Source organism: Lactococcus formosensis, from assembly GCF_037892375.1.
Classification (GTDB): domain Bacteria; phylum Bacillota; class Bacilli; order Lactobacillales; family Streptococcaceae; genus Lactococcus; species Lactococcus formosensis.
The window spans coordinates 1,133,915-1,157,228 of the sequence record NZ_CP141721.1; the positions used below are offsets into that span (position 1 = coordinate 1,133,915).

Annotated in this window: 18 protein-coding genes; 14 read left to right on the forward strand and 4 right to left on the reverse strand. The window is 36.6% G+C overall.

Annotation, left to right across the window (positions count from 1 at the left end; genetic code table 11):
* Positions 1-36: 36 nt before the first annotated feature.
* Entirely contained in the window at positions 37-216 is a 180-nt protein-coding gene (locus VNN39_RS05580; protein ID WP_014025285.1) for a 2-hydroxymuconate tautomerase, read from the reverse strand.
* A gap of 315 nt (positions 217-531) precedes the next feature.
* Here VNN39_RS05580 and VNN39_RS05585 point away from each other — a divergent pair, with 315 nt between their 5' ends.
* Positions 532-3,708, forward strand: a complete 3,177-nt coding sequence (locus tag VNN39_RS05585) for an Ig-like domain-containing protein (protein ID WP_338996946.1) — start codon at positions 532-534, stop codon at positions 3,706-3,708.
* 237 nt (positions 3,709-3,945) lie between these two features.
* Entirely contained in the window at positions 3,946-4,611 is a 666-nt protein-coding gene (locus VNN39_RS05590; protein WP_338996948.1) for an MIP family channel protein, read from the forward strand.
* 110 nt (positions 4,612-4,721) lie between these two features.
* Here VNN39_RS05590 and VNN39_RS05595 read toward each other — a convergent pair whose 3' ends face one another.
* On the reverse strand, positions 4,722-6,680 hold the full coding sequence (locus tag VNN39_RS05595) for a collagen binding domain-containing protein (RefSeq protein ID WP_339006952.1): 1,959 nt from the start codon (positions 6,678-6,680) through the stop codon (positions 4,722-4,724).
* A 181-nt stretch (positions 6,681-6,861) separates the two neighbouring features.
* Here VNN39_RS05595 and VNN39_RS05600 point away from each other — a divergent pair, with 181 nt between their 5' ends.
* From VNN39_RS05600 to VNN39_RS05610, 3 genes are all read left to right on the forward strand, one after another.
* Positions 6,862-7,650, forward strand: a complete 789-nt coding sequence (locus VNN39_RS05600) for a Cof-type HAD-IIB family hydrolase (protein ID WP_017370217.1) — start codon at positions 6,862-6,864, stop codon at positions 7,648-7,650.
* A gap of 147 nt (positions 7,651-7,797) precedes the next feature.
* Positions 7,798-8,487 (forward strand): response regulator transcription factor, encoded by a 690-nt coding sequence (locus VNN39_RS05605; RefSeq protein ID WP_338996952.1) that lies wholly within the window; start codon positions 7,798-7,800, stop codon positions 8,485-8,487.
* Positions 8,465-10,549, forward strand: coding sequence for a HAMP domain-containing sensor histidine kinase (locus VNN39_RS05610; RefSeq protein WP_338996954.1), 2,085 nt, complete (start codon positions 8,465-8,467; stop codon positions 10,547-10,549). Before VNN39_RS05605 ends, VNN39_RS05610 begins: the two co-directional genes overlap by 23 nt.
* Before the next feature lie 37 nt (positions 10,550-10,586).
* Here the strand turns inward: VNN39_RS05610 and VNN39_RS05615 are convergent, their stop codons facing one another.
* Positions 10,587-10,790, reverse strand: coding sequence for a CsbD family protein (locus tag VNN39_RS05615; RefSeq protein WP_003134237.1), 204 nt, complete (start codon positions 10,788-10,790; stop codon positions 10,587-10,589).
* Between the two features lie 226 nt (positions 10,791-11,016).
* Between VNN39_RS05615 and VNN39_RS05620 the strand changes: the two genes are divergently transcribed.
* Genes VNN39_RS05620 through VNN39_RS05630 form a run of 3 tightly spaced genes read left to right on the forward strand, consistent with a single transcriptional unit; the run spans position 11,017 to position 13,372 of the window.
* Entirely contained in the window at positions 11,017-11,580 is a 564-nt protein-coding gene (locus tag VNN39_RS05620; RefSeq protein WP_165713737.1) for a TetR/AcrR family transcriptional regulator, read from the forward strand.
* Between the two features lie 35 nt (positions 11,581-11,615).
* The gene (locus tag VNN39_RS05625; protein ID WP_213497146.1) at positions 11,616-12,689 is read left to right on the forward strand and encodes an ABC transporter permease; all 1,074 of its coding nucleotides are present in this window, start codon (positions 11,616-11,618) and stop codon (positions 12,687-12,689) included.
* A gap of 2 nt (positions 12,690-12,691) precedes the next feature.
* A complete protein-coding gene (locus VNN39_RS05630) occupies positions 12,692-13,372 on the forward strand; it encodes an ABC transporter ATP-binding protein (RefSeq protein WP_338996958.1) in 681 nt (226 codons plus the stop codon).
* 46 nt (positions 13,373-13,418) lie between these two features.
* Here the strand turns inward: VNN39_RS05630 and VNN39_RS05635 are convergent, their stop codons facing one another.
* On the reverse strand, positions 13,419-14,765 hold the full coding sequence (locus tag VNN39_RS05635) for a hypothetical protein (protein WP_338996960.1): 1,347 nt from the start codon (positions 14,763-14,765) through the stop codon (positions 13,419-13,421).
* Between the two features lie 311 nt (positions 14,766-15,076).
* Here VNN39_RS05635 and VNN39_RS05640 point away from each other — a divergent pair, with 311 nt between their 5' ends.
* The 6 genes from VNN39_RS05640 (at position 15,077) to VNN39_RS05665 (ending at position 23,195) form a co-directional block, all read left to right on the forward strand.
* On the forward strand, positions 15,077-17,209 hold the full coding sequence (locus tag VNN39_RS05640) for a glycosyltransferase family 2 protein (protein ID WP_338996961.1): 2,133 nt from the start codon (positions 15,077-15,079) through the stop codon (positions 17,207-17,209).
* 36 nt (positions 17,210-17,245) lie between these two features.
* Positions 17,246-17,932 (forward strand): EAL domain-containing protein, encoded by a 687-nt coding sequence (locus VNN39_RS05645; protein WP_165712481.1) that lies wholly within the window; start codon positions 17,246-17,248, stop codon positions 17,930-17,932.
* 61 nt (positions 17,933-17,993) lie between these two features.
* Positions 17,994-18,674 carry an EAL domain-containing protein gene (locus VNN39_RS05650; RefSeq protein WP_017370207.1) on the forward strand — a complete coding sequence of 227 codons (681 nt, stop codon included), beginning with the start codon at positions 17,994-17,996 and terminating at the stop codon, positions 18,672-18,674.
* A 14-nt stretch (positions 18,675-18,688) separates the two neighbouring features.
* Positions 18,689-19,828: a GGDEF domain-containing protein gene (locus VNN39_RS05655; protein WP_213497152.1), complete on the forward strand. Its 1,140-nt coding sequence runs from the start codon at positions 18,689-18,691 to the stop codon at positions 19,826-19,828.
* 23 nt (positions 19,829-19,851) lie between these two features.
* Complete coding sequence (gene wecB, locus VNN39_RS05660) at positions 19,852-20,934, forward strand: non-hydrolyzing UDP-N-acetylglucosamine 2-epimerase (protein WP_338996965.1); 1,083 nt, start codon at positions 19,852-19,854, stop codon at positions 20,932-20,934.
* A 242-nt stretch (positions 20,935-21,176) separates the two neighbouring features.
* On the forward strand, positions 21,177-23,195 hold the full coding sequence (locus VNN39_RS05665) for a KUP/HAK/KT family potassium transporter (RefSeq protein ID WP_338996967.1): 2,019 nt from the start codon (positions 21,177-21,179) through the stop codon (positions 23,193-23,195).
* Positions 23,196-23,314: the final 119 nt, after the last annotated feature.

The window sequence follows — 23,314 nt, forward strand, 5'->3', positions numbered from 1 at the left end:
AAGAAAAAGCTTAGAGAATGTTCTCTAAGCTTTTTTCTATTGTTTAGGTTCACCATGTGGATAAAAGTTATCTTTAGCCATCTCATCATAAATGACATAAATTGCTTCACGAGGAGCTCCTGTATGTTTCATCACAGATTCTGTGATTTCTTTTGCTAAAGCTTTTTTGGCCTCAGCACTACGTCCTTCGACTAATTCAACATGTACAAACGGCATAATAATCCTCCTTAGGATTGTTTTTATATGCTTTATTTTATCATTTTTTCTGGGAATGAGCATCTTTTTAAATAGGAACAATATAACAATGTAAAAATAGTATGCTTTCCAAGCTTATTTTTTTGATTTAATAATTTTTATAATTTATAATTATTCATATAATGTAATTTTGGAAAAAGTCACAACATTCTAATGTTTACGATTTTACTAATAAAATAGCTTGTTTTCACTTATTTCAGGAAAACTAGATATAGAGGAGGAGTTGAATAAAAAAATGGTTGTTGAATAAATATTGTTAAAATAGGAGGATATATTGTGAAAAATGAAAAATGGAAAAATTATTTAAAAAGTAGTCAATATATAAAAAAACATTTATTATCAGCCGGTATATCAGGAAATGTACTTCTAGCAGGTGTCGTAGTAGCTGGGGCTTATACGCTATTCCCAAACCCTATCGTTGCCAATGCTGCGGTATTAGGAGTAGAAATCTTTGGAGATACCACCTCTTCAAACAACACGACTTCAAGTCTAGCTAACCCCTATCCAGAAGGGTCACAACAAAATGTAAACTTTACAATTTCAGGGAATTCTGCAGTAACTACGAATGTCTTATCTGGTACGCGATATGCAGTCATTGTTATTCCACCAGAACTACGGGGAACGATAACACCGGGACAGGCAACCGGAAGCACCAATGTCTCGGTTGATTTGACTAAAGTTCCACTAATAACAGGACTAGTCGGAACACTAAATACTACTTTAGGTGGGTTAACAAGAATTGTTGACACAGTGACAAGCACAGCAGGACTAAGCTTTGACACTTCAGCTCTCTATGAAAATTTAAATTTATTGTCAAGTGTCATGACGATTGACCAAGGAGCTTGGTCACAATCTGCCACCTTAAGTCCAGATGGCACAATGATTATTGTTGACTTAGACAAAGGACTTGGGCCAATTTTGGTGAATAATATAATAAATATTTTGCAAAATCTGAAACAAGCGGTTAATAACCTGAATGTCACTGTTACAGGGAATGATCCTCTTGGAACTTTGCGCTTGGCGGCTACCACTCTTAATACGACATTGGCTCCCATAAAAACAGCTTTAACAGTTGCTATTGACGGTGTATTAACGCCTGTCTTAAATGATGCAGGAATTTTAACACAACAATTGCTGGATGTTTCTTTACTAGGAAGTACCACAGTTAATGTACCAACGACGATAAACATTCCCACGACATCAACAATACAAGGAACTGTTACCTCAAAATTTGTTGGTACAATAGTTCAGTCAGATATTCTGGATGTGAGTCTATTCAGCGGATCAGACAGCTCTTCAAATATTTACTGGAATGGACTTGCTGTCCTACCAACCGCCCCCGTAATTTCAAATGTTACTGGTAATTCTCAATCCGGATACGTTGTTACAGGAACAGCTGACCCAGGAAACACAGTAAAAATTATTGATCCAGCGACGGGCCAAGAAATTGGAAGTGGACTAGCGGATAGTTCAGGAAATTATAGCATTACGTTGGCAGCTGGTTCAATTGGTGCTAACGCCGATATCATAGCGACTGCGACAGATACGGCAGGTAATGTTAGTGCTCCAACAGCTGGTAAAACCCCAGCTGATAGTGGAGATACGACTGCTCCAGATGCACCAATTATCACGAGTGTTACAGGGAATTCCGCAGACGGTTATACCGTAACTGGTACGGCGGAAGCAGGTTCTACAGTCACTATCAAAGATTCAACAGGAACAGTGATTGGAAGCGGAGTGGCTGACGGTTCCGGCAATTACAGTGTGGGCTTACCGGCCTCTGTTGGTCCTAATGCCGATATCACGGTGACCGCGACAGATACGGCAGGTAATGAAAGTACTCCAACTACAGGCAAGACTCCAGCTGATAGTGGAGATACGACTGCCCCAGATGCGCCGGCTATCTCTTCAGTGACGGGTAACTCCACAGACGGTTATACCGTAACTGGTACGGCGGAAGCAGGATCTACAGTCACTATCAAAGATTCAACAGGAACAGTGATTGGAAGCGGAGTGGCTGACGGTTCCGGCAATTACAGTGTGGGCTTACCGGCCTCTGTTGGTCCTAATGCCGATATCACGGTGACCGCGACAGATACGGCAGGTAATGAAAGTACTCCAACTACAGGCAAGACTCCAGCTGATAGTGGAGATACGACTGCCCCAGATGCGCCGGCTATCTCTTCAGTGACGGGTAACTCCACAGACGGTTATACCGTAACTGGTACGGCGGAAGCAGGATCTACAGTCACTATCAAAGATTCGACAGGAACAGTGCTTGGCACAGCTGTAGCAGATGAATCTGGCAATTACAGCGTGAGCTTACCCGCCTCTGTTGGCCCTAATGCCGATATCACTGTGACTGCGACAGACGAAGCAGGTAATGAAAGTGCTCCAACTAAAGATAAGACCCCAGAAGATCCTAAGGATAGCGTTGCACCAAGCGCACCAACAATCACGAATGTTACAGGAAATTCGACAGACGGTTATACTGTTACAGGCAAGGCTGAAGCGGGTTCTACAGTTGAGATTAAAAATGGAGCAGGTAAGGTCATTGGTTCTGGCTTAGCTGATAGTTCTGGAAACTATACTGTAAGTCTTCCTAAAGGATCTATTGGAGCTAATGCGACTATTACGGCTACCGCTATTGATGCAGCAGGTAATGAAAGTGCTCCAACTAAAGATAAGACCCCAGAGGATCCTAAGGATAGCGTTGCACCAAGCGCACCAACAATCACGAATGTTACAGGAAATTCGACAGACGGTTATACTGTTACAGGCAAGGCTGAAGCGGGTTCTACAGTTGAGATTAAAAATGGAGCAGGTAAGGTCATTGGTTCTGGCTTAGCTGATGCTTCTGGAAACTATACTGTAAGTCTTCCTAAAGGATCTATTGGAGCTAATGCGACTATTACGGCTACCGCTATCGATGCAGCAGGTAATGAAAGTACTCCAACTACAGGCAAGACTCCAGCAGACCCTAAAGATGTAACTGCACCAGATTCTCCTAAGGTAACGGATGTAACTAAGAATCCTGATGGAGGATATAATATAGGAGGCACAGCTGAACCTGGATCAACGGTTACAATTAAAGATGGGAATGGTAATGTGATTGCGAGTGGTAAAACAGATGACTCTGGACATTTTCATATTACTTTACCAGCTGGTAGTGTAAAGCCAGGGGATTTACTTAATATTACAGCAACAGATGAAGCTGGTAACGAAAGTACAGCAAGTCATGTTCAGATTCCTTCAGGAACTATTGTACCAGTAACATTTGGGGGAACTGGAGGTCAGTATTCCAATGGTTTACCTGCCTCTTATGCTAAGGGTGTAAAACTTCCTGCCACAGGAGAAAGGGATAACAATATCCAAACAGTAGTAGGCTTTAGTCTTTTAGCATTTCTTAGTCTCATGCTTACTAAGTTAAGAAGAAAGAAAAACGTTTTATAGCTAGAAAGGAACCATAATTTATTCTTCTTTTTTAAAACTCTAGGGAAAAAACCTAGGGTTTTATCTTTTTATCATTGGTGGGAATAATTTATTTTACCAATGATAAGAAGATAAATGTAGATAGACATTTTTTAATAATATGAATAAAATGAAAGAGATTTTCTCATAATATAAGCCTTAAATTATATGAACGATATTAGATGGTGTTATAATAGAGTTTGAGAAAGGAATTTATTTATGAGAAAATATTTTGCAGAATTTATTGGAACATTTGTTCTTGTATTTTTAGGTACAGGTACTGTAGCCATTGCTAATACCGGAGAAACCGCTATTGGTTACTTAGGCATTGGATTGGCGTTTGGTTTAACCGTAACGATTATGGCTTGCGCTGTAGGGGGCGTTTCAGGTGGACATTTTAACCCAGCTGTTTCTCTTGCTATGATGATTAACAAACGTTTGGCAATCAAAGATGGTATTGCTTATGTTATTTCACAATTTGTAGGTGCACTTGCTGCTTCTGCAGTACTGTCTATTTTCATTAAAGCTTTGAACCTTCCTAAGGATGGATTTGGACAAACAGACTTCCCAAATATTACAGCTGGAGAAGCTTTCTTATTTGAGGCTATCATTACCTTCTTATTTGTATTTGTTATTTTGATGGTAACCAGTGAGAAATATGGTAATGCGGCATTAGCACCAGTTGCTATTGGTTTAGCTTTAGCATTTTTAATCATTGTTGCTTTGAACTTGACAGGAGGATCATTGAATCCAGCACGTAGTTTCGGTCCTGCTGTCTTTGCAGGTGGTACGGCATTGTCACACTATTGGGTTTACTTATTGGCACCATTAATAGGTGCTGCAATTGCTGCAGTAGCTGCTAAATTTATGGGTAGCGAAGAGTAGCTATAAAAGAACAGGAAATTTACAACCTGTTTTTTTTTATATTTTGAAGGAATAATTCCTACAAAAATGTATAATAAAAAAATGCCTCGCTTTACGAGAGCATTTTTATTTTATACTTGTCTATTTTGGCGTAGCGAAAAAACTATTAGCGATACGATGAGAAGAAAAAATCCAGAAATTACAGAGATAAGGTCATTACTATCTCCTGTTTTTGGTAAAGCACTCACCTTCATATTTTGTGTATCTTCCGCATGATTTGTAGATGAGATTGCAGCGTTTGTTTTAGTTACCTGTGCTTTTGCTTTGTTTCTTGACTTTTTCTCTTCTTCTACAGATGTTATTTTTTCAATATTCTTCGATTTATTTTCTAGGTCTTTTTGAACAGGGTCGACATTTATTTCAACATGATTTTTTTCAGCGGTTTGATTGGCAGAATCTTCTGTGACAGAAACAGTTGGTTTTTCAGTTTCGATAGAAGGAATGTCTTCCAGCAGTTCTGATTCGTCTGTTATCTCCTCTTGAACAGGGTCGACATTTACTTCAACATGATTTTTTTCAGCGGTTTGATTGGCAGAATCTTCTATGACAGAAACAGTTGGTTTTTCAGTTTCGATAGAAGGAATGTCTTCCAGCAGTTCTGATTCGTCTGTTACCTCTTCTTGAACAGGGTCGACATTTATTTCAACATGATTTTTTTCAGCGGTTTGATTGGCAGAATCTTCTGTGACAGAAACAGTTGGTTTTTCAGTTTCGACAGAAGGAATGTCTTCCAGCAGTTCTGATTCGTCTGTTATCTCCTCTTGAACAGGGTCGACATTTATTTCAACATGATTTTTTTCAGCAGTTTGATTGGCAGAATCTTCTGTGACAGAAACAGTTGGTTTTTCAGTTTCGACAGAAGGAATGTCTTCCAGCAGTTCTGATTCGTCTGTTATCTCTTCTTGAATAGGGTCGACATTTACTTCAACATGATTTTTTTCAGCGGTTTGGTTAGCGTGGTTTTCTGTTACAGAAGAGCCTACGTTTTCCATCTTGATATCTGGGATTTCTTCTAGCTCTTCAAAGTTGTTTTCAATTGTTTCTTCAGTCGCTTCTTTGATACCTTGTTCACCATTGGCATCGCCATCTGCAAAAAGATTTACAACATCGGAAGTTCCTTGATCTTGAACTGTTCCTTGACCATAAGGGTGGTAATTCACATTGCACGTGTTGGTAAAGGATTTGAGTGTATTGTCTGTGATAATTGTGTTGTACATGAAGCTAAAAGAGGCTAGGCGCGCATGTTCACGTTTAATTGTAATGATAAATGAATCATCGGGAAGAACTTGTATGCTGCCATATCCTTTGGCTATAAACTCATCACCGCTTATCTGGAAGCTTCCTAAATAATTTTCAATGCTAACGCGAAATGATTGTGCATCGAGTTTTTGCCCAAGTCCGTGCTTATCTGTTAATACAATATCACTTGAGAGTTCTTCCTTTGTCATGTTAGCATTAACAAACCAACGGACTTTTCCTTTTTCACCAAGCATGTCACCACTCTTCCAAAAGAAAGGAAGAGTGCCTATTTGTCCTGTATTCCCCGCATTACCATGAATTGTAATTTCTTGAGCAGTTGCAGTTGTACTTAAATTTGTTTTGATACTTGTATCGTGAGGATTTTTAGTTCTTGTTGCCTGTAATCCAAAATTAAAGTAGCCTTTGACATGTTCAAGATGATTAACTTTTTCATTAAAAGTGGCAACAACACGGTCTTTATATATCAGTGCCTCACCCAATTCACCCAAAGAAATTTTACGAGGAAAGCCGTCGCTTTCCGTCATTCCTTGTAACTCAGGAGGAAGTGTGAAAGTAATTGTGTCTCCAGCTTTTACCTTGAGGTCATCCTTGCTACTAAATTCTACTCTGACAGAAGTCGTCTGTCCCTGAGTCAGTTTAGTATTCGAAAATTTGAGACTATCGATAAAGCTGGTATTGCTTAACTCTGCAGCAGATGTATGTTCTGAGTGGAGCATTAAACCTAAAAAAGCGGTAAAAAAAATGAGCAATATCTGTATTGTTCGTTTCATATAAGAGTATTTTTCCTTTTTGTGTTCTTTCTATTTTAAAAATTGACTTTTTACAGTCTGTTGAAAATTCTAACAAATTTATTTTCTGAAAACAACTGTATTGACTTGAAGGTGCAAATATAATTAACAGAAAAAATTTTATTTTGATAAAATAGATGCAGAACATAGAGGAGTAAATAAAATGATAACAGCTATTGCGACAGATATGGACGGCACTTTTTTGGATGAAAAATCCACTTATGATAAAAAGTATTTCTCTATACTCCAACAAAAAATGAATGCCAAAGGGATCCGCTTCATTGTGGCCAGTGGTAATCAATACTTTAAATTAAAGTCTTATTTTTCAGAGACGAAAGATATTATTTTTATTTCTGAAAATGGTGGAATTATTACGATCAATGGTGAGATGGAAATGGTCGCAAGTTTTGATGCAAAAGAAGTAAGTGAAGTTCTTGGACTACTTGATGAGCTCAAGATTCCTGTTGTAGTATGTGGTGCCAAGAGTGCCTATACTTTAGAAAGTGTTTCAGAGGAGTTTGAAACTTTTGCCCATAAATATTATGAAAATCTAGAGCTTCTTTCCTCTTTTGATGATTTACCTGAAGATACTGTAGTTAAATTTGCTACGATTATTCCCGAAGCAGAATTAACTACTGTCACATCAACATTGAACAGTCGTTTTAAAAAAGGGATAAAAGCAGTGACCAGTGGGAATATCTATCTAGATATTGTACTTGAGGGCAGTAATAAAGGAGCAGCTATTAAGAAAGTTTTACAAGAGCTGGAACTTTCTTCTCAAGATTTAGCAGCTTTTGGAGATGCAAATAATGATCTTGAAATGTTGGAAATGGCTGGTTATTCTTATGCTGTAGCAAATGCTAATATCCAAGCGAAAGAAAAAGCAAAAAGGATCATAGGCAGCAATAGGGAGAAAGCCGTACTGTCGGAGATTGAAAAAATCATACAGTAAAAGCAGGAAAAAAGTACAACTTCTATGCGTACTTTTTTATTTTATGTTTTTTAAACTAAAAAATTAAGAAAGTATTAAGAAATATAGCTAAAAAGTGTTAATAACTTTCTGATATACTGAGGGCATCAAGTAGAAATGAGGGGAAAAATGAATCATACCGTTTTAATTGTGGATGATGAAAAAGAGATACGTGAAGCGATTGCTCTCTATCTAAAAAATGAAGGAATACATGCAGTTCAGGCAAAAGATGGTTCTGAAGCATTAGAGGTTCTTGATAAAGAAGAAGTCCATTTAATTATAATGGACGTTATGATGCCTAAGATTGATGGCATTGAAGCGACTTTTAAGATACGCCAATCACAACAGATTCCTATTCTGATGCTGAGTGCTAAAAGTGAAGATACAGATAAAATTTGGGGCCTACAAATTGGGGCGGATGATTATCTGACAAAGCCCTTTAATCCTTTAGAATTAATCGCTCGTGTCAAGTCACAGCTACGCAGATATACCTCCTTAGGGAGCTATGAAAAAGCAGAAAGTACCATCCAGCTTCATGGCTTGACTATTGATCAAGACGGTAAGGAAGTACGAGTGGACGGGGAACTGATAAAATTAACACCCACAGAATTCAAAATTACAGAATTATTGGCTTGTAATGCTGGAAAAGTTTTCTCTATTAAGGAAATCTATGAACGTGTCTGGCAAGAGCCGGGATTTAATGCTGAAAATACTGTAGCTGTACATATAAGAAAAATCCGTGAAAAAATAGAAGTAAATCCAAAAAATCCAAAATATTTAAAGGTGGTGTGGGGCATTGGCTACAAAATGGAAAAATAAATTCGCTGTGAGTATTGGACTAGCTTTGCTACTTTTGGGAGTGAACAGTTTAGTTTTTACAGCCTTGAATGCTGAACAATACATTTTTAACGACTATTTTCAGTCGAAATACTTCAAACAAGAGGTTGCAACTTTAGAAGAAGCACTGATCAATACTCAGGTAAATCCAAATTTACCGATAAAGGTAACGACAGAAGATATTGAAGAATATCGTATGAATCAACCAGACAAGTATTCGCAAGTAAGTGGGATTAAAGAGGATCCGGTCTTTCTTGAACGTCTCAGAGAAGCGAAAGAGGCTGGTGACAAATCAGCTGTCAAGAAACTTGAGGAGCAACAGAATAAAAAGATAAACGAAGTAGACAAGTTATTTACAGACGACAAATACGTCGCAGAGAAGGTGAAGGAGCAAAAGAAAGAACTAATTGCGCAGCAGAAAGCAGATTGGATGCCACAATATAAAGATCTTTCCTCAGATATGCACTATCAAGTAACGGAGAACAGCTCGGGTAAATATCTGGACAATCTCTCTGACAATAAGACGTTTGCCACAGCAAAAACTTTATTTAAGGGCAATATTAGTCAAATTAATTTTGATGGGCAAAATCGCTTTGACGGGCAGGTTATTATACTAAAAAATAGTAATTTCAACCAAAGAGCCTCTGTTAAAAGTTTCACTGAAATGAAAAATCTAACGATTGGGCTTCTTTGTACGAGTATTTTGAGTTTTGCTGCCTTCTTTATCTACTGGAAGAAAGCAAAAAAAGGAGAAGATGTACTTTTAGAAAAAGTTCAATCTTGGGATAAAATAGCGCTTGATGGTCAAATTTTCCTTGCTCTGATCCTTTTATTCTTTTACATGTCACTTACACGTGAGGCGAGGGTTATATGGGGCTTTATTCCTTTTCTGCAAAAATTTTGTTGGGCTTTCTTGGTTCTCTGCCTATTTGCACTTGTGAGTTGGGTGATTTATCATAAAGTACAGGTGCGTGAAAACTGGCAGCAAACCTATATTGCTAGGAGTATAAAACTCGTAAAAGATGCTGCTGGAAATTTTTCAACAGGTTCAAAAGCTTGGTTCATTTTCTGGAGTATTGGAGCAGCGGCATTTGGCTTTCTGCTAGCAATAATGTGGGGAGGGCAAGGAATCATTCTCTACTTGTTTATGCTTGTGATTTATCTTATGGTGATCTCGATTTATCTGCTGCGGCGACTGGCCATGTTTAATCAGACAGTAAAAATTATTGAGGAAATTGCTCAAGGTAAGAATGCTGAAATATTAAAAGTCAAACCCAAGGGAAAAACTGTTTTTCGAGAAATTTCTGAAAATCTTAAAACCATCAATGAAGATGTGAAGTCTTCCAAAAGTCAGCAACAAAAAAGTGAGCGGTTAAAGACCGAGCTTATTACAAACGTTTCCCATGATTTAAGAACACCTTTGACTTCAATTATTACTTCTGTTGATTTATTGCGTAACGCTGAACTTTCTCAAGATGAAAAAGCTAAGTATGTCGAAGTTATCGATCAAAAATCAAAACGTTTAAAAGTTCTCATTGATGACCTTTTTGAAGTTTCAAAAATGGCAAGTGGTAATATTGAGCTGAAGAAAACTAGAGTCGATCTTGTTCAATTGCTTGATCAATCACTGGCAGAGCTTTCTGAAAAAATAGAAGTCTCTTCATTAAAATTTGTTACGCAAACCGACAAAGAACTTTTAGCTTCAGTAGATGGGGATAAGATGTGGCGAGTTTTTGAAAATTTAATCCACAATATTTTAAAATACTCCATGGAAAACACCAGAGTTTATATCTCAGGACACCAGAATGAAAACGGAACGATTAATTTGGTATTTAAAAATATTTCTCGAGAAGAACTTGGAGAAAATAGCCAAGAATTATCACAACGTTTCAAAAGAGGTGACTTATCGAGAAACACAACTGGTTCAGGATTGGGACTGGCTATAGCTCAGTCGATTATAGAAGCGCATGACGGTTACTTCTTTTTGGAGACTGATGGTGATTTATTTAAAATAACTTTGGTATTGCCAAGTTTAGAAGTTTAATAAAACAAAAAAGCACTGTATATACAGCGCTTTTTTTTTATTTTTTATGGTGATCAAGTTTTTCTTTGACATTGTCAACAGCATCTTCTGATGCGTCTTTAATGTCTGCAGCAACTTCCTTCACCTTACCGATTGTTTTATCAAGGACGCCTTCAGCTTTTTTCTTGTTGTCACCTGTAACATCACCAACAACTTCTTTAGCGTTACCTTTGAGTTTGTCTGTTGTACCTCTGTCGACCATAAAAAAATCCTCCTTGTTATTTATACTCTTATTCTACTGGTTATTCCTTGTTTTTTCAAGGTATTCAACTCGTAAATTTTTAATTCTCGGATTCTTAACATTTTCCGACATATAAAAAGTTCTAGAGAAAAATTTAATACACTTTATTTGACTCTTTAAAAATAAACTGCTAAACTTTATTCTAAAGTGACACTGTGTCATTTTAAGAAGAGAAGGAGGAAATAAAGTGCCTAAAGCTACATATCTAAAGCTTCCAGAAGAAAAAAAGCAACGAATTTACGCGGCTTGTAAGACAGAGTTTGCTGATAAGCCATTTCATCAAGCAACAGTAAGAAATATTGTACAAAGTTTAGATATCCCTCGAGGTAGTTTTTATCAATATTTTGAAGATTTAACGGAATGCTATATGTATGTCCTATCAAAAGAGACAAGTGAGCTTCACCAGCTTTTCTTAGATGCAATTCAAAAATATCCGCTTGAACAAGCCTTAGACGAATACAAGCATTTACTACTAAAGGAACTCGTGCATAATGAAAATTATGCCATCTATAAATATCGCTTTTTAGATTGGAATCACGAATTGACTTTAGCTTGGAAAAAGTATAATCCTCAAACATTTGTAAGTAAAGAGCCTGTTTCGCCAATGATTTCCGTGTTTAAAGCAGTTGTGCATGATCTTGTCTACAGACTATTTGCAGAAGAGTGGAGTGACCAGGAGTTTGTTGCACACTACGACAGTGAGGTCGGAGTGATTATGAATGGCCTCTCAGGAAGTCAAAATCATCAATAAAGAAGAGAACGGGAAGTTCTTCAAGGAGTTGTATTATGTTTTTATCACTTAAAGAAATATTTTATTACAAGACAAGGTACACTTTGATTGCAACAATTATATTTTTGGTTTCTTATGTTGTTTTCATATTGTCAGGTCTATCGACTGGCCTTGCAGACCAGTTTAAACAAGCTGTAGTGGATTGGAATGCAGAAAAGATTGTTCTGTCAGACAGTTCGAATAATATTTTATCTGCTTCTCAAATTTCAAAAACAGAGTTAGATAATATTGAAGGAGACCAATTATCTCCCGTTTCGATTTTTTCAACATCGATCAATCAAGGAGAAGATAAAAGAGAGAATATTACAGTCATGGCGCTTCCAATCGGCTCTGACATTCTACCGAATGTAAAGGAAGGTAAAGATTTTTCGGAAGATAAAAAAGAAATCATCATCCCAGAAAATCTTGCCGATAAGGGTTATAAAGTGGGAGACAAGATAAAGGTAGGGAATAACGATACAGAGTTAAAAATTGTTGGCATTTCCAAATCGACTTACTATTCAGCAACGCCTGTAGTCTACAGTTCATTCACTACTTTGTCCGCAATTAAAAATATGAACGTAGCCGTCGCAGATGGTTCTGTGAATGGTGTCATTGTAAAATCTGGTAAAGTAACCTTGAAAGGTTCAAGCTCAGATAAATTAAAAGTCATCACAACTTCTGAACTTATCAACAACATTCCTGGTTACTCCGCACAGAAAACAACCCTGAGCGCGATGATTTATTTCTTGTTCTTGATTGTGCTGCTTATTATTGCTGTCTTTATGTATGTCATCACGCTACAAAAAGTTCCCATCTTTGGGATTATGAAGGCACAAGGAATTTCAAATTTCCTTATCATGAAGTCCATCTTGTGGCAAAGTTTTTGGTTGGCATTGGTTGGTGTAGTTGCAGCTTTTGGTGGGAGCTATCTCACAAGCTTCGTGCTTCCGCAAGCCATGCCATTTGCAATTGATTTTTCTATCTGGACAATTTATGGTTTCGTATTGATTATTGTTTCCATATTGGGTTCTGTATTTTCACTGTATACGATAAGAAAAATTGATCCTACTCAAGCGATTGGAGGTTAATAATGAAAGATATTCTACATATGGATAAAGTCACAAAGAGCTTTGGTAAGGGGCGAACAGAAGTTCAAGCCTTAAAAGGCATTGATTTACGGGTACAAGCTGGGGAGTTTATCTCAATCATTGGCCCTTCGGGCTCAGGTAAAAGTACTTTCTTAACAATCGCTGGGGGCCTTCAGTCTTCAACAACAGGAACAACTAAAATCAATACAGTCGACTTTAATCAACTGTCAGAAAAAGAACGCTCAAAAGTAAGATTTGAAGAAGTTGGTTTTATCCTACAAGCTTCAAACCTCATTCCTTACTTGACTGTCAAAGAACAGTTGAAACTTGTGGATAAAATAAATAAAAAGAATATCAATCAAGGAAAAATAGATGAAATGCTCGATTCCTTAGATATTTTAGAACTGCAAGATAAATATCCTGGAGAGCTTTCTGGTGGAGAACGCCAACGTGTTGCAATCGCACGTGCACTTTACAATGATCCAAGCTTAATTTTAGCTGATGAACCAACAGCCAGCTTAGATACAGAAAGAGCTTACCAAGTTGTGGATATTTTGAGAAAAGAAGCACACGAAAAAAATAAAGCCACTATTATGGTTACCCACGACTCGCGGATGATTAAAAATAGTGACAGTGTATATCGCATAGAGGACGGTAATCTCTTCAAAGTAGAGAATCCTTGAGGGGAATGAATAAAAAATGAGGGAGTTTTCCCTCATTTTTTATGGTTTATATTTTACGGCGTTTTAAATAGAAGTAAGAGACGATAAGGATAAGAAAACCGCTAATCGAAAGAAGAGCTAACCCGTAAAAAATATGCGCAGCACTTAGGTGTGATGATTGTGGATTAATTAATTGTAGGAAAAATGTTTGTGAATTATTTTGTTTCTCAGTAAGAAACAGTAGGAAAATAATGAGAAAGAATTGATGAATCAAGGACCCCTTTTTTTGAGTTGTATTTTTTAGAAGAATACGGTGGTCTTCGGGAATATGAAGTGCCATGAAATACTGATTATTGAGCCATTTGTTTAGGAGAAAATGACCATAGCTTAATAAGAAAAAACTAAAACTCAGAGCAGAAGGTACCAGCATCATCAATAACCCAAGCCCTAATCCCAGTAAAATGAAATTATCCATGTGCGGCACCAAGTGAGTGACTTTATTATAAGTCGCTAATGCAATGATCATTCCTAAAGCGTAAGGCAGGTACAATAAAAGATTTTCTGAACCCTTACCAAATATATTGATGACATAGAGAGAACCAAACAGAAAGAGAAAATTACCAATCGCTCCGTTAAGAAAAGTCAAGATATTTAAGGAAAGGGCGATTTGATAATTTCGGTATTCTTTTCTCGTTTTGTAAATAAGAAAAATAAAGAAAAAGCTAAAGCCGAGCAATGAACCCCCAATTGCCAAGGAAGAATTTAAAAGCCTACCCACACGTAGGAGGAGTAAGAGGAGACAGAGACCTGTAAAAATAAATAGGTCTTTTTTAGAGAGATACAGGGCTGTATCGGGTTTCATTTTATTGGTTAGGACTTGTTTATTTGTTGCCTCATAGGCGTATCCAAGTGCTATTGCATAAAACAAAATATACAAGCTAAATGATAAGGTAAGGCCTAAAGTCCCTGAAAGGGTCAAGCCCGCAAATAAAGCAATCAAAGATAAGATAAGGAGAGGGTAGGAAGTTTTCTTTTCTGTATTTGGTTGAAAATGGTTAAGTGTGACTGTCGCCGTAGGGAGCCATGAGGCACTTAAGCCCATAAGAATACCTGCGGGGAGATAAAACCAAGAATTCAAGGGGCCAATAAAAGCAAGTAAGGAGCCTGCAAGCCCTGTATACAATGACAAGGTGAGAAGTTCTAAACTAGAAATAGTATTTTTAATGGCACGTATTAGAAAAACGCCGAGGATACGACAAGTATAATATAAAGCGAACGGCAAAACAGAACGCTCAGTTGTTCCATCGTTTAAACTAAGAAAAAGTAGGAAGGGGGCCATGATAACGGTATTGGAAAGTACCACTAACATTGATTTGCCCCAATCATAAGCTATTTCACGTATTTTAATTCTCATTTTTCTACCTCTAAATTTTTATTAAGAAACAAAATTAATTATCTGAATTATTATATCACGTTGCTTATGAAGAGGATAGGGAGCTGTGTAAAAAAGAGAAAAATCAAAGCAGGGAACATTCTATGTAAAAAAGAGAGAAATATCCTTAAACCTTAAAAAATGATTAAATTGAACATTCAACTCGTTTAAGTTATAATAGATGCAATAAGGAGGGATTTATGAGACATATGTAAGAGAACAGTATGTTTTTCTAAAAAGATATATACTCTAAATCCCACCAAAAGACAGAATTAAAAGTAGGGAGTTTAGGAGTGAAAAAGATTGAATTAAATGTATCGAGGGTGATTTATGGCTTATTGGGTTTAACTTTAACCTTTGATGTGCTCTTGTCATTAAGTCAACGAACACTTTATGAAAATTTAAGTTCAGTTCTATTGCTCGTGGCTCCAATCCTAATCATGGTTTATATTATTTCGACACAAACAGGTAGAAAAAGTACTTGGAAAACAGCGCTTTTGTTTTTAATGCTCTTTCTCATTTTTGTCCTCGAAACAGGCGTTGTGATTGGCCACGGTTTAAGTCCAACACCACTTTTTAACGTTTTGGCGATAATTGCTTATGCGGGTCTTATAAGGATTTTTCTAGAAAAGAAGTGGACAATGGAGTCGCCTACTTTAAAAATCTGGACCTTTGGCCTTTCAGGACTTTACCTTATCCTAGCGCTTATTTTTGGTGTTTTTACGGTAAATCAAATGCCAACTGAAATATACAGCAATGTTCGTATCTTTTTAGTTGGACTGACCTTGGGTGTTCAACTTTTATTGCTTGGTCTTTCAGGCGTAATTTTATTTAATAAATTAAGAAAAAGTATTGGAAATTTTGCTTGGGGCTTTACGATAGTGCTTCTCAGCATTTTTGGAAGTATTCTTTTTTATGTACTACAAGCTGATATCAATGCACAGCTTGTTGCTCGTTTTTTATTACTTATCCAAATCGTTATGGCTATTTCGCTGATTATCGAAAGTATCTATACTGGACTTTCCAATTACTTTAAGCCACACAATAAAATACTGCTTTACTTGGTTTCTATCTTGCCACTTGTTTTTCTTTTTGAAAATAAATTCTGGGGCATGAGTTACTTAAAAGAGATTTTTGAAATCATGATTAGTAAATTAACATTTTTTGCAGTATTTTTCTCTATTCTCACTTTTATTTATTATACGATAGAAACAATCTTACTTTGGTACGCTTATAGTACAAAAAGTTATACGAGCGACCTCAGTCATGTTGAGATTGAAACAAATTATCGAATTATTGTGTTAATTCCTTGTATGAATGAAGAATTAGTCATTAAAAACACTGTGAAAAGCTTGTTAAATACCAATTACGAAAATCTTGATATTTATGTGATTGATGATGCCAGCATTGATAATACGGTGCAGGAAGTTCAGGAATTTCAAAGTAACAAGAGGTTCCATCTTCTCCAAAGATTCCAGCCTGAAGCACAGCAAGGAAAAGGTGAAGCACTTAATTGGGCTTATAAAAAAATAACAGATTCCTATATTGACAAAGGTTATGTTTTTGAGGAAACACTTATCACGATTATTGATGCGGACTCAAGTGTAGCAACAGACTACTTTGACAAGGTAAATTTGGTCTTTAACTCAGATTTTGAATTGACTGGTTTACAGTCAAAAGTACAAGTCATCAATCGTAACAGAGACACCTCACAAGATTTGGAATTTGGTGAGATTATCAATGCTACTCAATCTTTGCGCAGTAAAACCAATACCGTAGCCTTTGGTGGGAACGGACAGTTTTGTAAACTCAGTACACTGTACTCTTTACATGAAGCACCATGGACAACATCGTTAGTAGAGGATTTTGACCTTTCTTTACGTCTCTTCTTATCTGACATTTATAATGTACGTAATGTCCAATATGATGACATTAAAATCAAACAAACAGGAATCTATGATGATACGATGTCCTTAGTTAAACAGCGCGTGCGGTGGGCACAAGGAAATATCCAAACCTTTAAGTATATATTCCCTATTATCAAATCAGAAAATTTAGAGTTCAAACAAAAATTAGAGCTATGTTTTACCCTGATAAAACCTTGGCTCATGGCGATAGAATATGTGGTCGTTATTTACACAGGAGTTGTTCTATTTGGCACACTGTTACTCTTTGGTTTAAATGATGCAGTGAAAAGTTTTGTCGTTATCTTTGCATTGATGGTACTCTATATTTTTCTTATCAATGTTATCTGGGCAATCCTGTATAATAAAAACTCTCAAGAAAAATTCAGGTGGGGTCATGTTTTAAGTGACGCGTATTATTTAACCAAGTTTTTGATTGTTCTTAGTCAAATCTATCCGCAAGCGACACTCAGATATTTCAGATCGCAAAATACATGGGATAAAACGAAGCGTCAGGCTTAATTTTCATAAAAATATTGTAAAAAGAAAGGATGCAACTTGAAAAAATATATCTTACAAGAGAATAATTTTGTTTATTTTTATAATAAAATATATGATCATGCGCATAATATAAAAGGAGTGGAGTGTGTGCTTCGCGAACAAAATGATAAACAAGAATGGGTCCTTCCACAAAATATCGATCACTTACCCTTTTTCATACTGAAAGATAATGTAAAAGAAAGTGTCAAAGTTGCGAATCCCGAACATTTTAAAGTTGTCATTAAACTTACGCTTGAACAATTTCTGAGCCGCAAGTTTAAAAAGAATATCAAAGCAGTTGCTGAATCGCTCCAACCGTTTGATCTTATAATTGAAATATCTCATAATGAAATTGTGAAAAAAAAGAAGAGCTTAAGACGTGTCAGTCGTAGAATTATGAAATGCAAAGCCTATGGGATTAATTTTTCAATTAATAATTTGGGAGCTGAATTCTATTTTGCACGTAATATCCATCGCTTGTTGCCTTTGATTGATGTATTAAAGTTAGACATGCGACATTTTAATGATAAAGAAAAATGGATTGATTTAACCATTAAGTTTTGGAAGAAATTGGCAAATAAATATCAACTTGAATTAGTTGTATCCGGTGTTGAAACGGATGAAGATGAAAAACTTGTTGATTTATTAGACATCAATTTGAGGCAGGGATATCTCTATGGTCCACCTCAACCAGTGATTGATTGAGAAACTTCTCCCTTTGACAGAAGGAAAGAGCTTTTCAGTATACTTGAGGAGAAAAGTAGGTTTGAAATTTGACGAATTAATTTTTTATAGACAAAAAATTTGTGATTTTACCCAAAATGACAAAGAAGAATACGAACTATTATTGAGGTGCCAATGCGCGGATGACTGTTATTTTCCATCAGATATGTTTGACGACATTGTTTCCAATCATCAGCTGCATAATTTATATCTTCAAAGGCTGGAAGTTCTTTTGGAAGAGCAGCTCAGTAAGGATGAATACATTTATTCTTTAAATCTGGATTATCAAGAACTTTATTTTGAAGAAACAGTAGAGTTTTTGAGCAGATTTAAGTATCGGGACAGATTGAGGATAGAGCTAACAGAGCGTTTGCCAGTAAACTGCCAAAATGAAGAAAATTTCTTACCAATTGAAGCAATTAAAAGGCTCAAGGATTTGGGCTATGCGATTGCTCTAGACGATTTTCTATCAGGAATAAATCATTACAAAACGTTATTTATACTAGATGATTACATTGATCGCGTAAAGATTTCGGCCTTAGATTTTAATAGCTATTTATCTCAGGATAAGTTGAAAGATTTTATATTTTCGGTTGTTGATACGATTAAATTCCTGGACAAAGAGATTGTTATTGAAGGGGTTGAAGAGGATGAGCTTCTTGAGAGTTTTCCTAAAGAATGGCTCCAGCAAACTTATTATTATGATAAACCACATAGCTTCTAATAAAGGAGAAAAAGATGATTCATATTGATGACATATTAGGCAGTAACTTTATTGATAAAATTTTTTTAATGCCTACCGTTCTAGGTATGATGTTTATTGCTAAGTATATGATTCAGTATTATCAGTTGGATCGAAATAAAGTCACTGCGTATATCTTGTATTCGAGTAATTTTGCTTTATTTATAATTTTACTTAAATTTCTTTTTAACGATATTGATCAAGGCTCGCCCTATGGTTATATTGTTAGTGATATTTCTTTAGTTTTCATTGCGATATCGGTCGTTTATTTAGTTGCACCACCTACCAAAAATATTGAGTACGAGGTATTGCCACAGTTTATTATATATTATGGACTTTATTTGCATGTTTACGGTTTTGATATTCAATCCTCTCTCTTAGTACTTTCCGGCTTGATTTTATTTTGGCTTGTGATTTACGTGTTGTGTAATTATAAGGAGTTGATTTCGAAGTATTATATTTCCTACTTTTTCCTTAGTATATTTATTACACTTGCAGCAGTATTAGTAGCCTTTTCGCAATTTGATATTCCAATGAGCTATGTGCTCGGTATTTTAGGAAAGGTATTGGCTGTGCTAGTTATCGCGAAGATCGCGATACACTTAATCAGTATCATTGCTCTTATGTATTCAGACTTAAAGAGAGACGCTTATATTGATGCTTTAACCGATACTTATAATCGCAAAAAGTTTGAAGAAGTACTGAAGGAGATCTTAGACAGTAAGAATGTTCCTCTCTTTTCAATTGCTTTGTTTGACGTGGATTCGTTTAAATGTATCAATGATTCTTACGGGCATTTGGCAGGAGATTATGTTCTGCGGGAGATAAGCTATGGCATTAAAGATGCCTTACTTCAAGAGCATAATAATGGTCAACTTTTCAGATACGGAGGCGATGAATTCTTTGTACTCTTTAGAAACCAGTCGGGTGATTCGGTCAAAGCAATAATGGATGATATCCAAAAAAATATTTCGGATAAGGATTTCATCTATAATGATACCTTATTAAATGTTTCTATATCTGTGGGTGTTTCAGAAATAAGAGATGAAAAAAATATGAAGGATATTATTGACAAAGTCGACAAAAATTTATATGTCGCAAAAGCAAACGGGAAAAATCAAGTCTTCTATATGTAAAGAAGAGTAGAAATGGAGTAGATATGAAAAAAATAATGCTCGTTTTTGGTACACGACCAGAAGCAATTAAAATGGCCCCCTTAGTCAAAGCTATCGAGAAAGATGAACGTTTTGAAGCTGTAACTGTGGTCACAGCGCAACACAGAGAAATGCTGGATCAAGTTCTCGATATTTTTCAAATCCAGCCTGATTACGATTTAGATATCATGGGGAAAAATCAGACCCTTAGTCAAATTACCACACGTGTTATTGACGCCATTGAACAAGTACTAGTAGAAGAAGCACCCGATATAATGCTTGTTCATGGGGATACCTCGACAACTTTTGCAGCATCTATCGCTGCTTTCTATCATAAGGTAACACTGGGGCACGTAGAAGCAGGGTTGAGAACATGGGACAAATATTTACCATTCCCAGAAGAAATGAACCGTCAAGTCACAGATGTGCTCTCTGATATTTACTTTGCGCCAACTGAAGAAAGCAGACAAAATTTATTAAAAGAAAATCATATGGATCAGAATATCTATGTGACAGGTAATACCGCTATTGATGCTTTACGTTACACTGTACCAGCGCATCTTCAAAAGGATCGACGTCAGATTCTGGTGACGATGCACCGTCGTGAGAATCTTGGTACTCCGATGGAAAATGTCTTTCGTGCAATCAAAAAGATTTCTGAAGAATATGTAGATTTTGAGGTGGTTTATCCGCTTCATAAAAATCCAAAAGTGAGAGAAATAGCTTATCGTATCCTAGGCGACTTGCCTAATGTTCGATTGATTGAACCACTAAATGTGGTTGATTTTCATCGTATGGAAAACGAAAGCTATCTTATCCTGACGGATTCAGGTGGTGTGCAAGAAGAAGCGCCGTCTTTTGGTGTGCCTGTCCTTGTCTTACGTGATACAACAGAAAGACCCGAAGGCGTGGAAGCAGGTGCTTTAAAATTAGTCGGTACAGATGAATCTGATGTTTATCAAGCCATCCGGGAACTTCTTGATAACGAAGAAGCCTATAATAAAATGAGCCACTCTAAAAATCCTTATGGTGATGGACATGCCAGTGAAAAGATCCTTGATGCTATTGACCAATATTTTAAATACTGAACGTCATGAAAATTGTAATAAGATACTCTGACCACTCATAAGTCAGAGTATTTTATTACGAGAAATTATTCGTACTATATGTGCTATAAAAAAATCAGATATATAAAAGTTTTTTTCTCGCGTTTTTGAGGGAAACTGATATAATGATTCTAAGAAACTGAGACACTATTATTTTTTCTTCTCGTAAAGTTTCTGGAGAAGTATATACTTCTACCTTTTATAAAAATGAAAGAGGTTTTTGTATGAGTTACGCGAATGAAAAGTCGTTTAACAAAGCTACTTCAGCGGGCTTTATAATCGCGCTTGGAGTGGTATATGGAGACATTGGGACAAGCCCTTTGTATACCATGCAGTCTATTGTCACAGGGCAAGGAGGCTTGCAAAATATTTCAACGGACTTTATTCTTGGTGCGGTTTCCTTAGTTATCTGGACGCTAACCTTGATTACAACAGTTAAATATGTGTTAATTGCTCTTAAGGCCGATAACCACCAAGAAGGTGGGATATTTTCTCTTTTCACTTTGGTAAGACGGATGGCAAAATGGCTGATTATACCAGCAATGATAGGAGGAGCCACCCTACTTGCAGATGGGGCTTTGACTCCAGCAGTTACAGTTACCTCCGCTGTTGAGGGCTTAAAAGGGGTTCCTGGTTTAGGAGAAATCTACGCCAACCAATCATGGGTTATTGTTACCACGCTCATCATTCTGGCTATACTCTTCCTTATTCAGCGTTTTGGGACAGGTCTTGTTGGTAAACTTTTTGGACCTATAATGCTGATCTGGTTTAGCTTTTTAGCTATTACAGGACTTTTAAATTCCTTTGCGAATCTTGAAATTTTTAAAGCAATCAATCCTTACTACGCTGTCCATCTCTTGTTAAGTCCAGAAAATAAGGCAGGACTCTTTATTTTAGGTTCGGTATTCTTGGCGACTACCGGAGCAGAAGCCCTTTATTCTGATCTTGGACATGTGGGCAGGGGCAATATCTATGTCAGCTGGCCTTTTGTAAAACTCGCAATTGTTTTATCTTATTGTGGACAAGGGGCTTGGATTTTAGCGCATAGAGGTGGTGATTTGGGAGGTATGAACCCCTTCTTCGCCGTAATCCCTACAGACATGATGATTTATGCCGTTATTTTAGCGACTTTAGCTTCTATTATCGCTTCACAATCTCTGATTTCGGGATCATTTACTTTAGTTTCCGAAGCGATTCGCTTGAAGTTGTTACCGATGATGCGTATTTACTATCCAGGGAAAACTTTAGGACAACTTTATATTCCAGCAGTCAACTTGATTTTATGGCTTACGACAAGTGCGATTGTGCTGTATTTTAGAAGTGCGGAACATATGGAGGCAGCTTACGGCTTAGCCATTACTGTAACAATGCTTATGACGACGGTCCTTCTGGCATATTATCTCGTTTATCGAGGGTTGAAGAAACCTCTTGCTTACCTGATCGCTGCTTTCTTTGCTAGTATTGAGTTGATTTTCTTTATTGCCTCAGCAGCTAAGTTTGTTCATGGGGGATACGTTGTGGTTATTATGGCTGCCATGATTATCTTTGTGATGTTTGTTTGGTTCCAATCAAGTAAAAGTGTGAATAAACACATTAAGTCACTGGATCTCAATGATTTCAAAGGGCAACTAAAAGAACTCAAAGAAGACAAGGAGATGGATCTTTATCAAACTAATCTCGTTTATCTGAGTAATAAAATGGAAGGTGATTTTATTGACCGTTCTATCCTATACTCTATTCTCGATAAACGCCCTAAAAAGGCTGAAGTTTACTGGTTTGTTAATGTAAAAGTTACTGATGAGCCATGGACTTCCGAGTATGAAGTCGATATGATGGGGACGGATTATATCGTTAAAGTACATTTGTATCTAGGGTTTCGCATGAAACAAGAAGTGCCTCGTTATCTTCGGACGATTGTTAAGGATTTAATAAAATCAGGACGATTACCTAAACAAGAGCAAAAATATACCACAATGCCTGGACGAGATGTTGGGGATTTCCGATTTGTTGTTATTGAAGAACGAGTGACGAATGCACAGAAACTTCCAGCTTTTGACCGATTCGTCTTGAAAGCAAAAGCCCGAATCAAGCGTTATACAGCAACACCAGATCGCTGGTTTGGCTTACAATTTTCGGAAGTGTCACTTGAGCGGGTGCCATTAATATTATCAGATGTATATAATTTGAGCATCAAAGAACGTCCAAAACTAGAAGATGAAGGTGAAGAAGACATAAGCTATTAGTATAGATACAATTAACCAGAACAACTGGATTTTTCCAGTTGTTTTTTTGTCATGTCACTTGTTGAAGAGTTACTACAAAGTATCTAAGGCACCTCGGAGTACCTACTATACAAATAGTA

Excerpts from the sequence above, each read along its gene's own strand:
- VNN39_RS05580 (WP_014025285.1), bottom strand. The coding sequence starts at position 216 with ATGCCGTTTGTACATGTTGAATTAGTCGAAGGACGTAGTGCTGAGGCC.
- VNN39_RS05590 (WP_338996948.1), top strand. The coding sequence starts at position 3,946 with ATGAGAAAATATTTTGCAGAATTTATTGGAACATTTGTTCTTGTATTT.
- VNN39_RS05595 (WP_339006952.1), bottom strand. The coding sequence starts at position 6,680 with ATGAAACGAACAATACAGATATTGCTCATTTTTTTTACCGCTTTTTTA.
- VNN39_RS05600 (WP_017370217.1), top strand. The coding sequence starts at position 6,862 with ATGATAACAGCTATTGCGACAGATATGGACGGCACTTTTTTGGATGAA.
- VNN39_RS05605 (WP_338996952.1), top strand. The coding sequence starts at position 7,798 with ATGAATCATACCGTTTTAATTGTGGATGATGAAAAAGAGATACGTGAA.
- VNN39_RS05615 (WP_003134237.1), bottom strand. The coding sequence starts at position 10,790 with ATGGTCGACAGAGGTACAACAGACAAACTCAAAGGTAACGCTAAAGAA.
- VNN39_RS05625 (WP_213497146.1), top strand. The coding sequence starts at position 11,616 with ATGTTTTTATCACTTAAAGAAATATTTTATTACAAGACAAGGTACACT.
- VNN39_RS05630 (WP_338996958.1), top strand. The coding sequence starts at position 12,692 with ATGAAAGATATTCTACATATGGATAAAGTCACAAAGAGCTTTGGTAAG.
- VNN39_RS05635 (WP_338996960.1), bottom strand. The coding sequence starts at position 14,765 with ATGAGAATTAAAATACGTGAAATAGCTTATGATTGGGGCAAATCAATG.
- VNN39_RS05655 (WP_213497152.1), top strand. The coding sequence starts at position 18,689 with ATGATTCATATTGATGACATATTAGGCAGTAACTTTATTGATAAAATT.
- wecB (WP_338996965.1), top strand. The coding sequence starts at position 19,852 with ATGAAAAAAATAATGCTCGTTTTTGGTACACGACCAGAAGCAATTAAA.
- VNN39_RS05665 (WP_338996967.1), top strand. The coding sequence starts at position 21,177 with ATGAGTTACGCGAATGAAAAGTCGTTTAACAAAGCTACTTCAGCGGGC.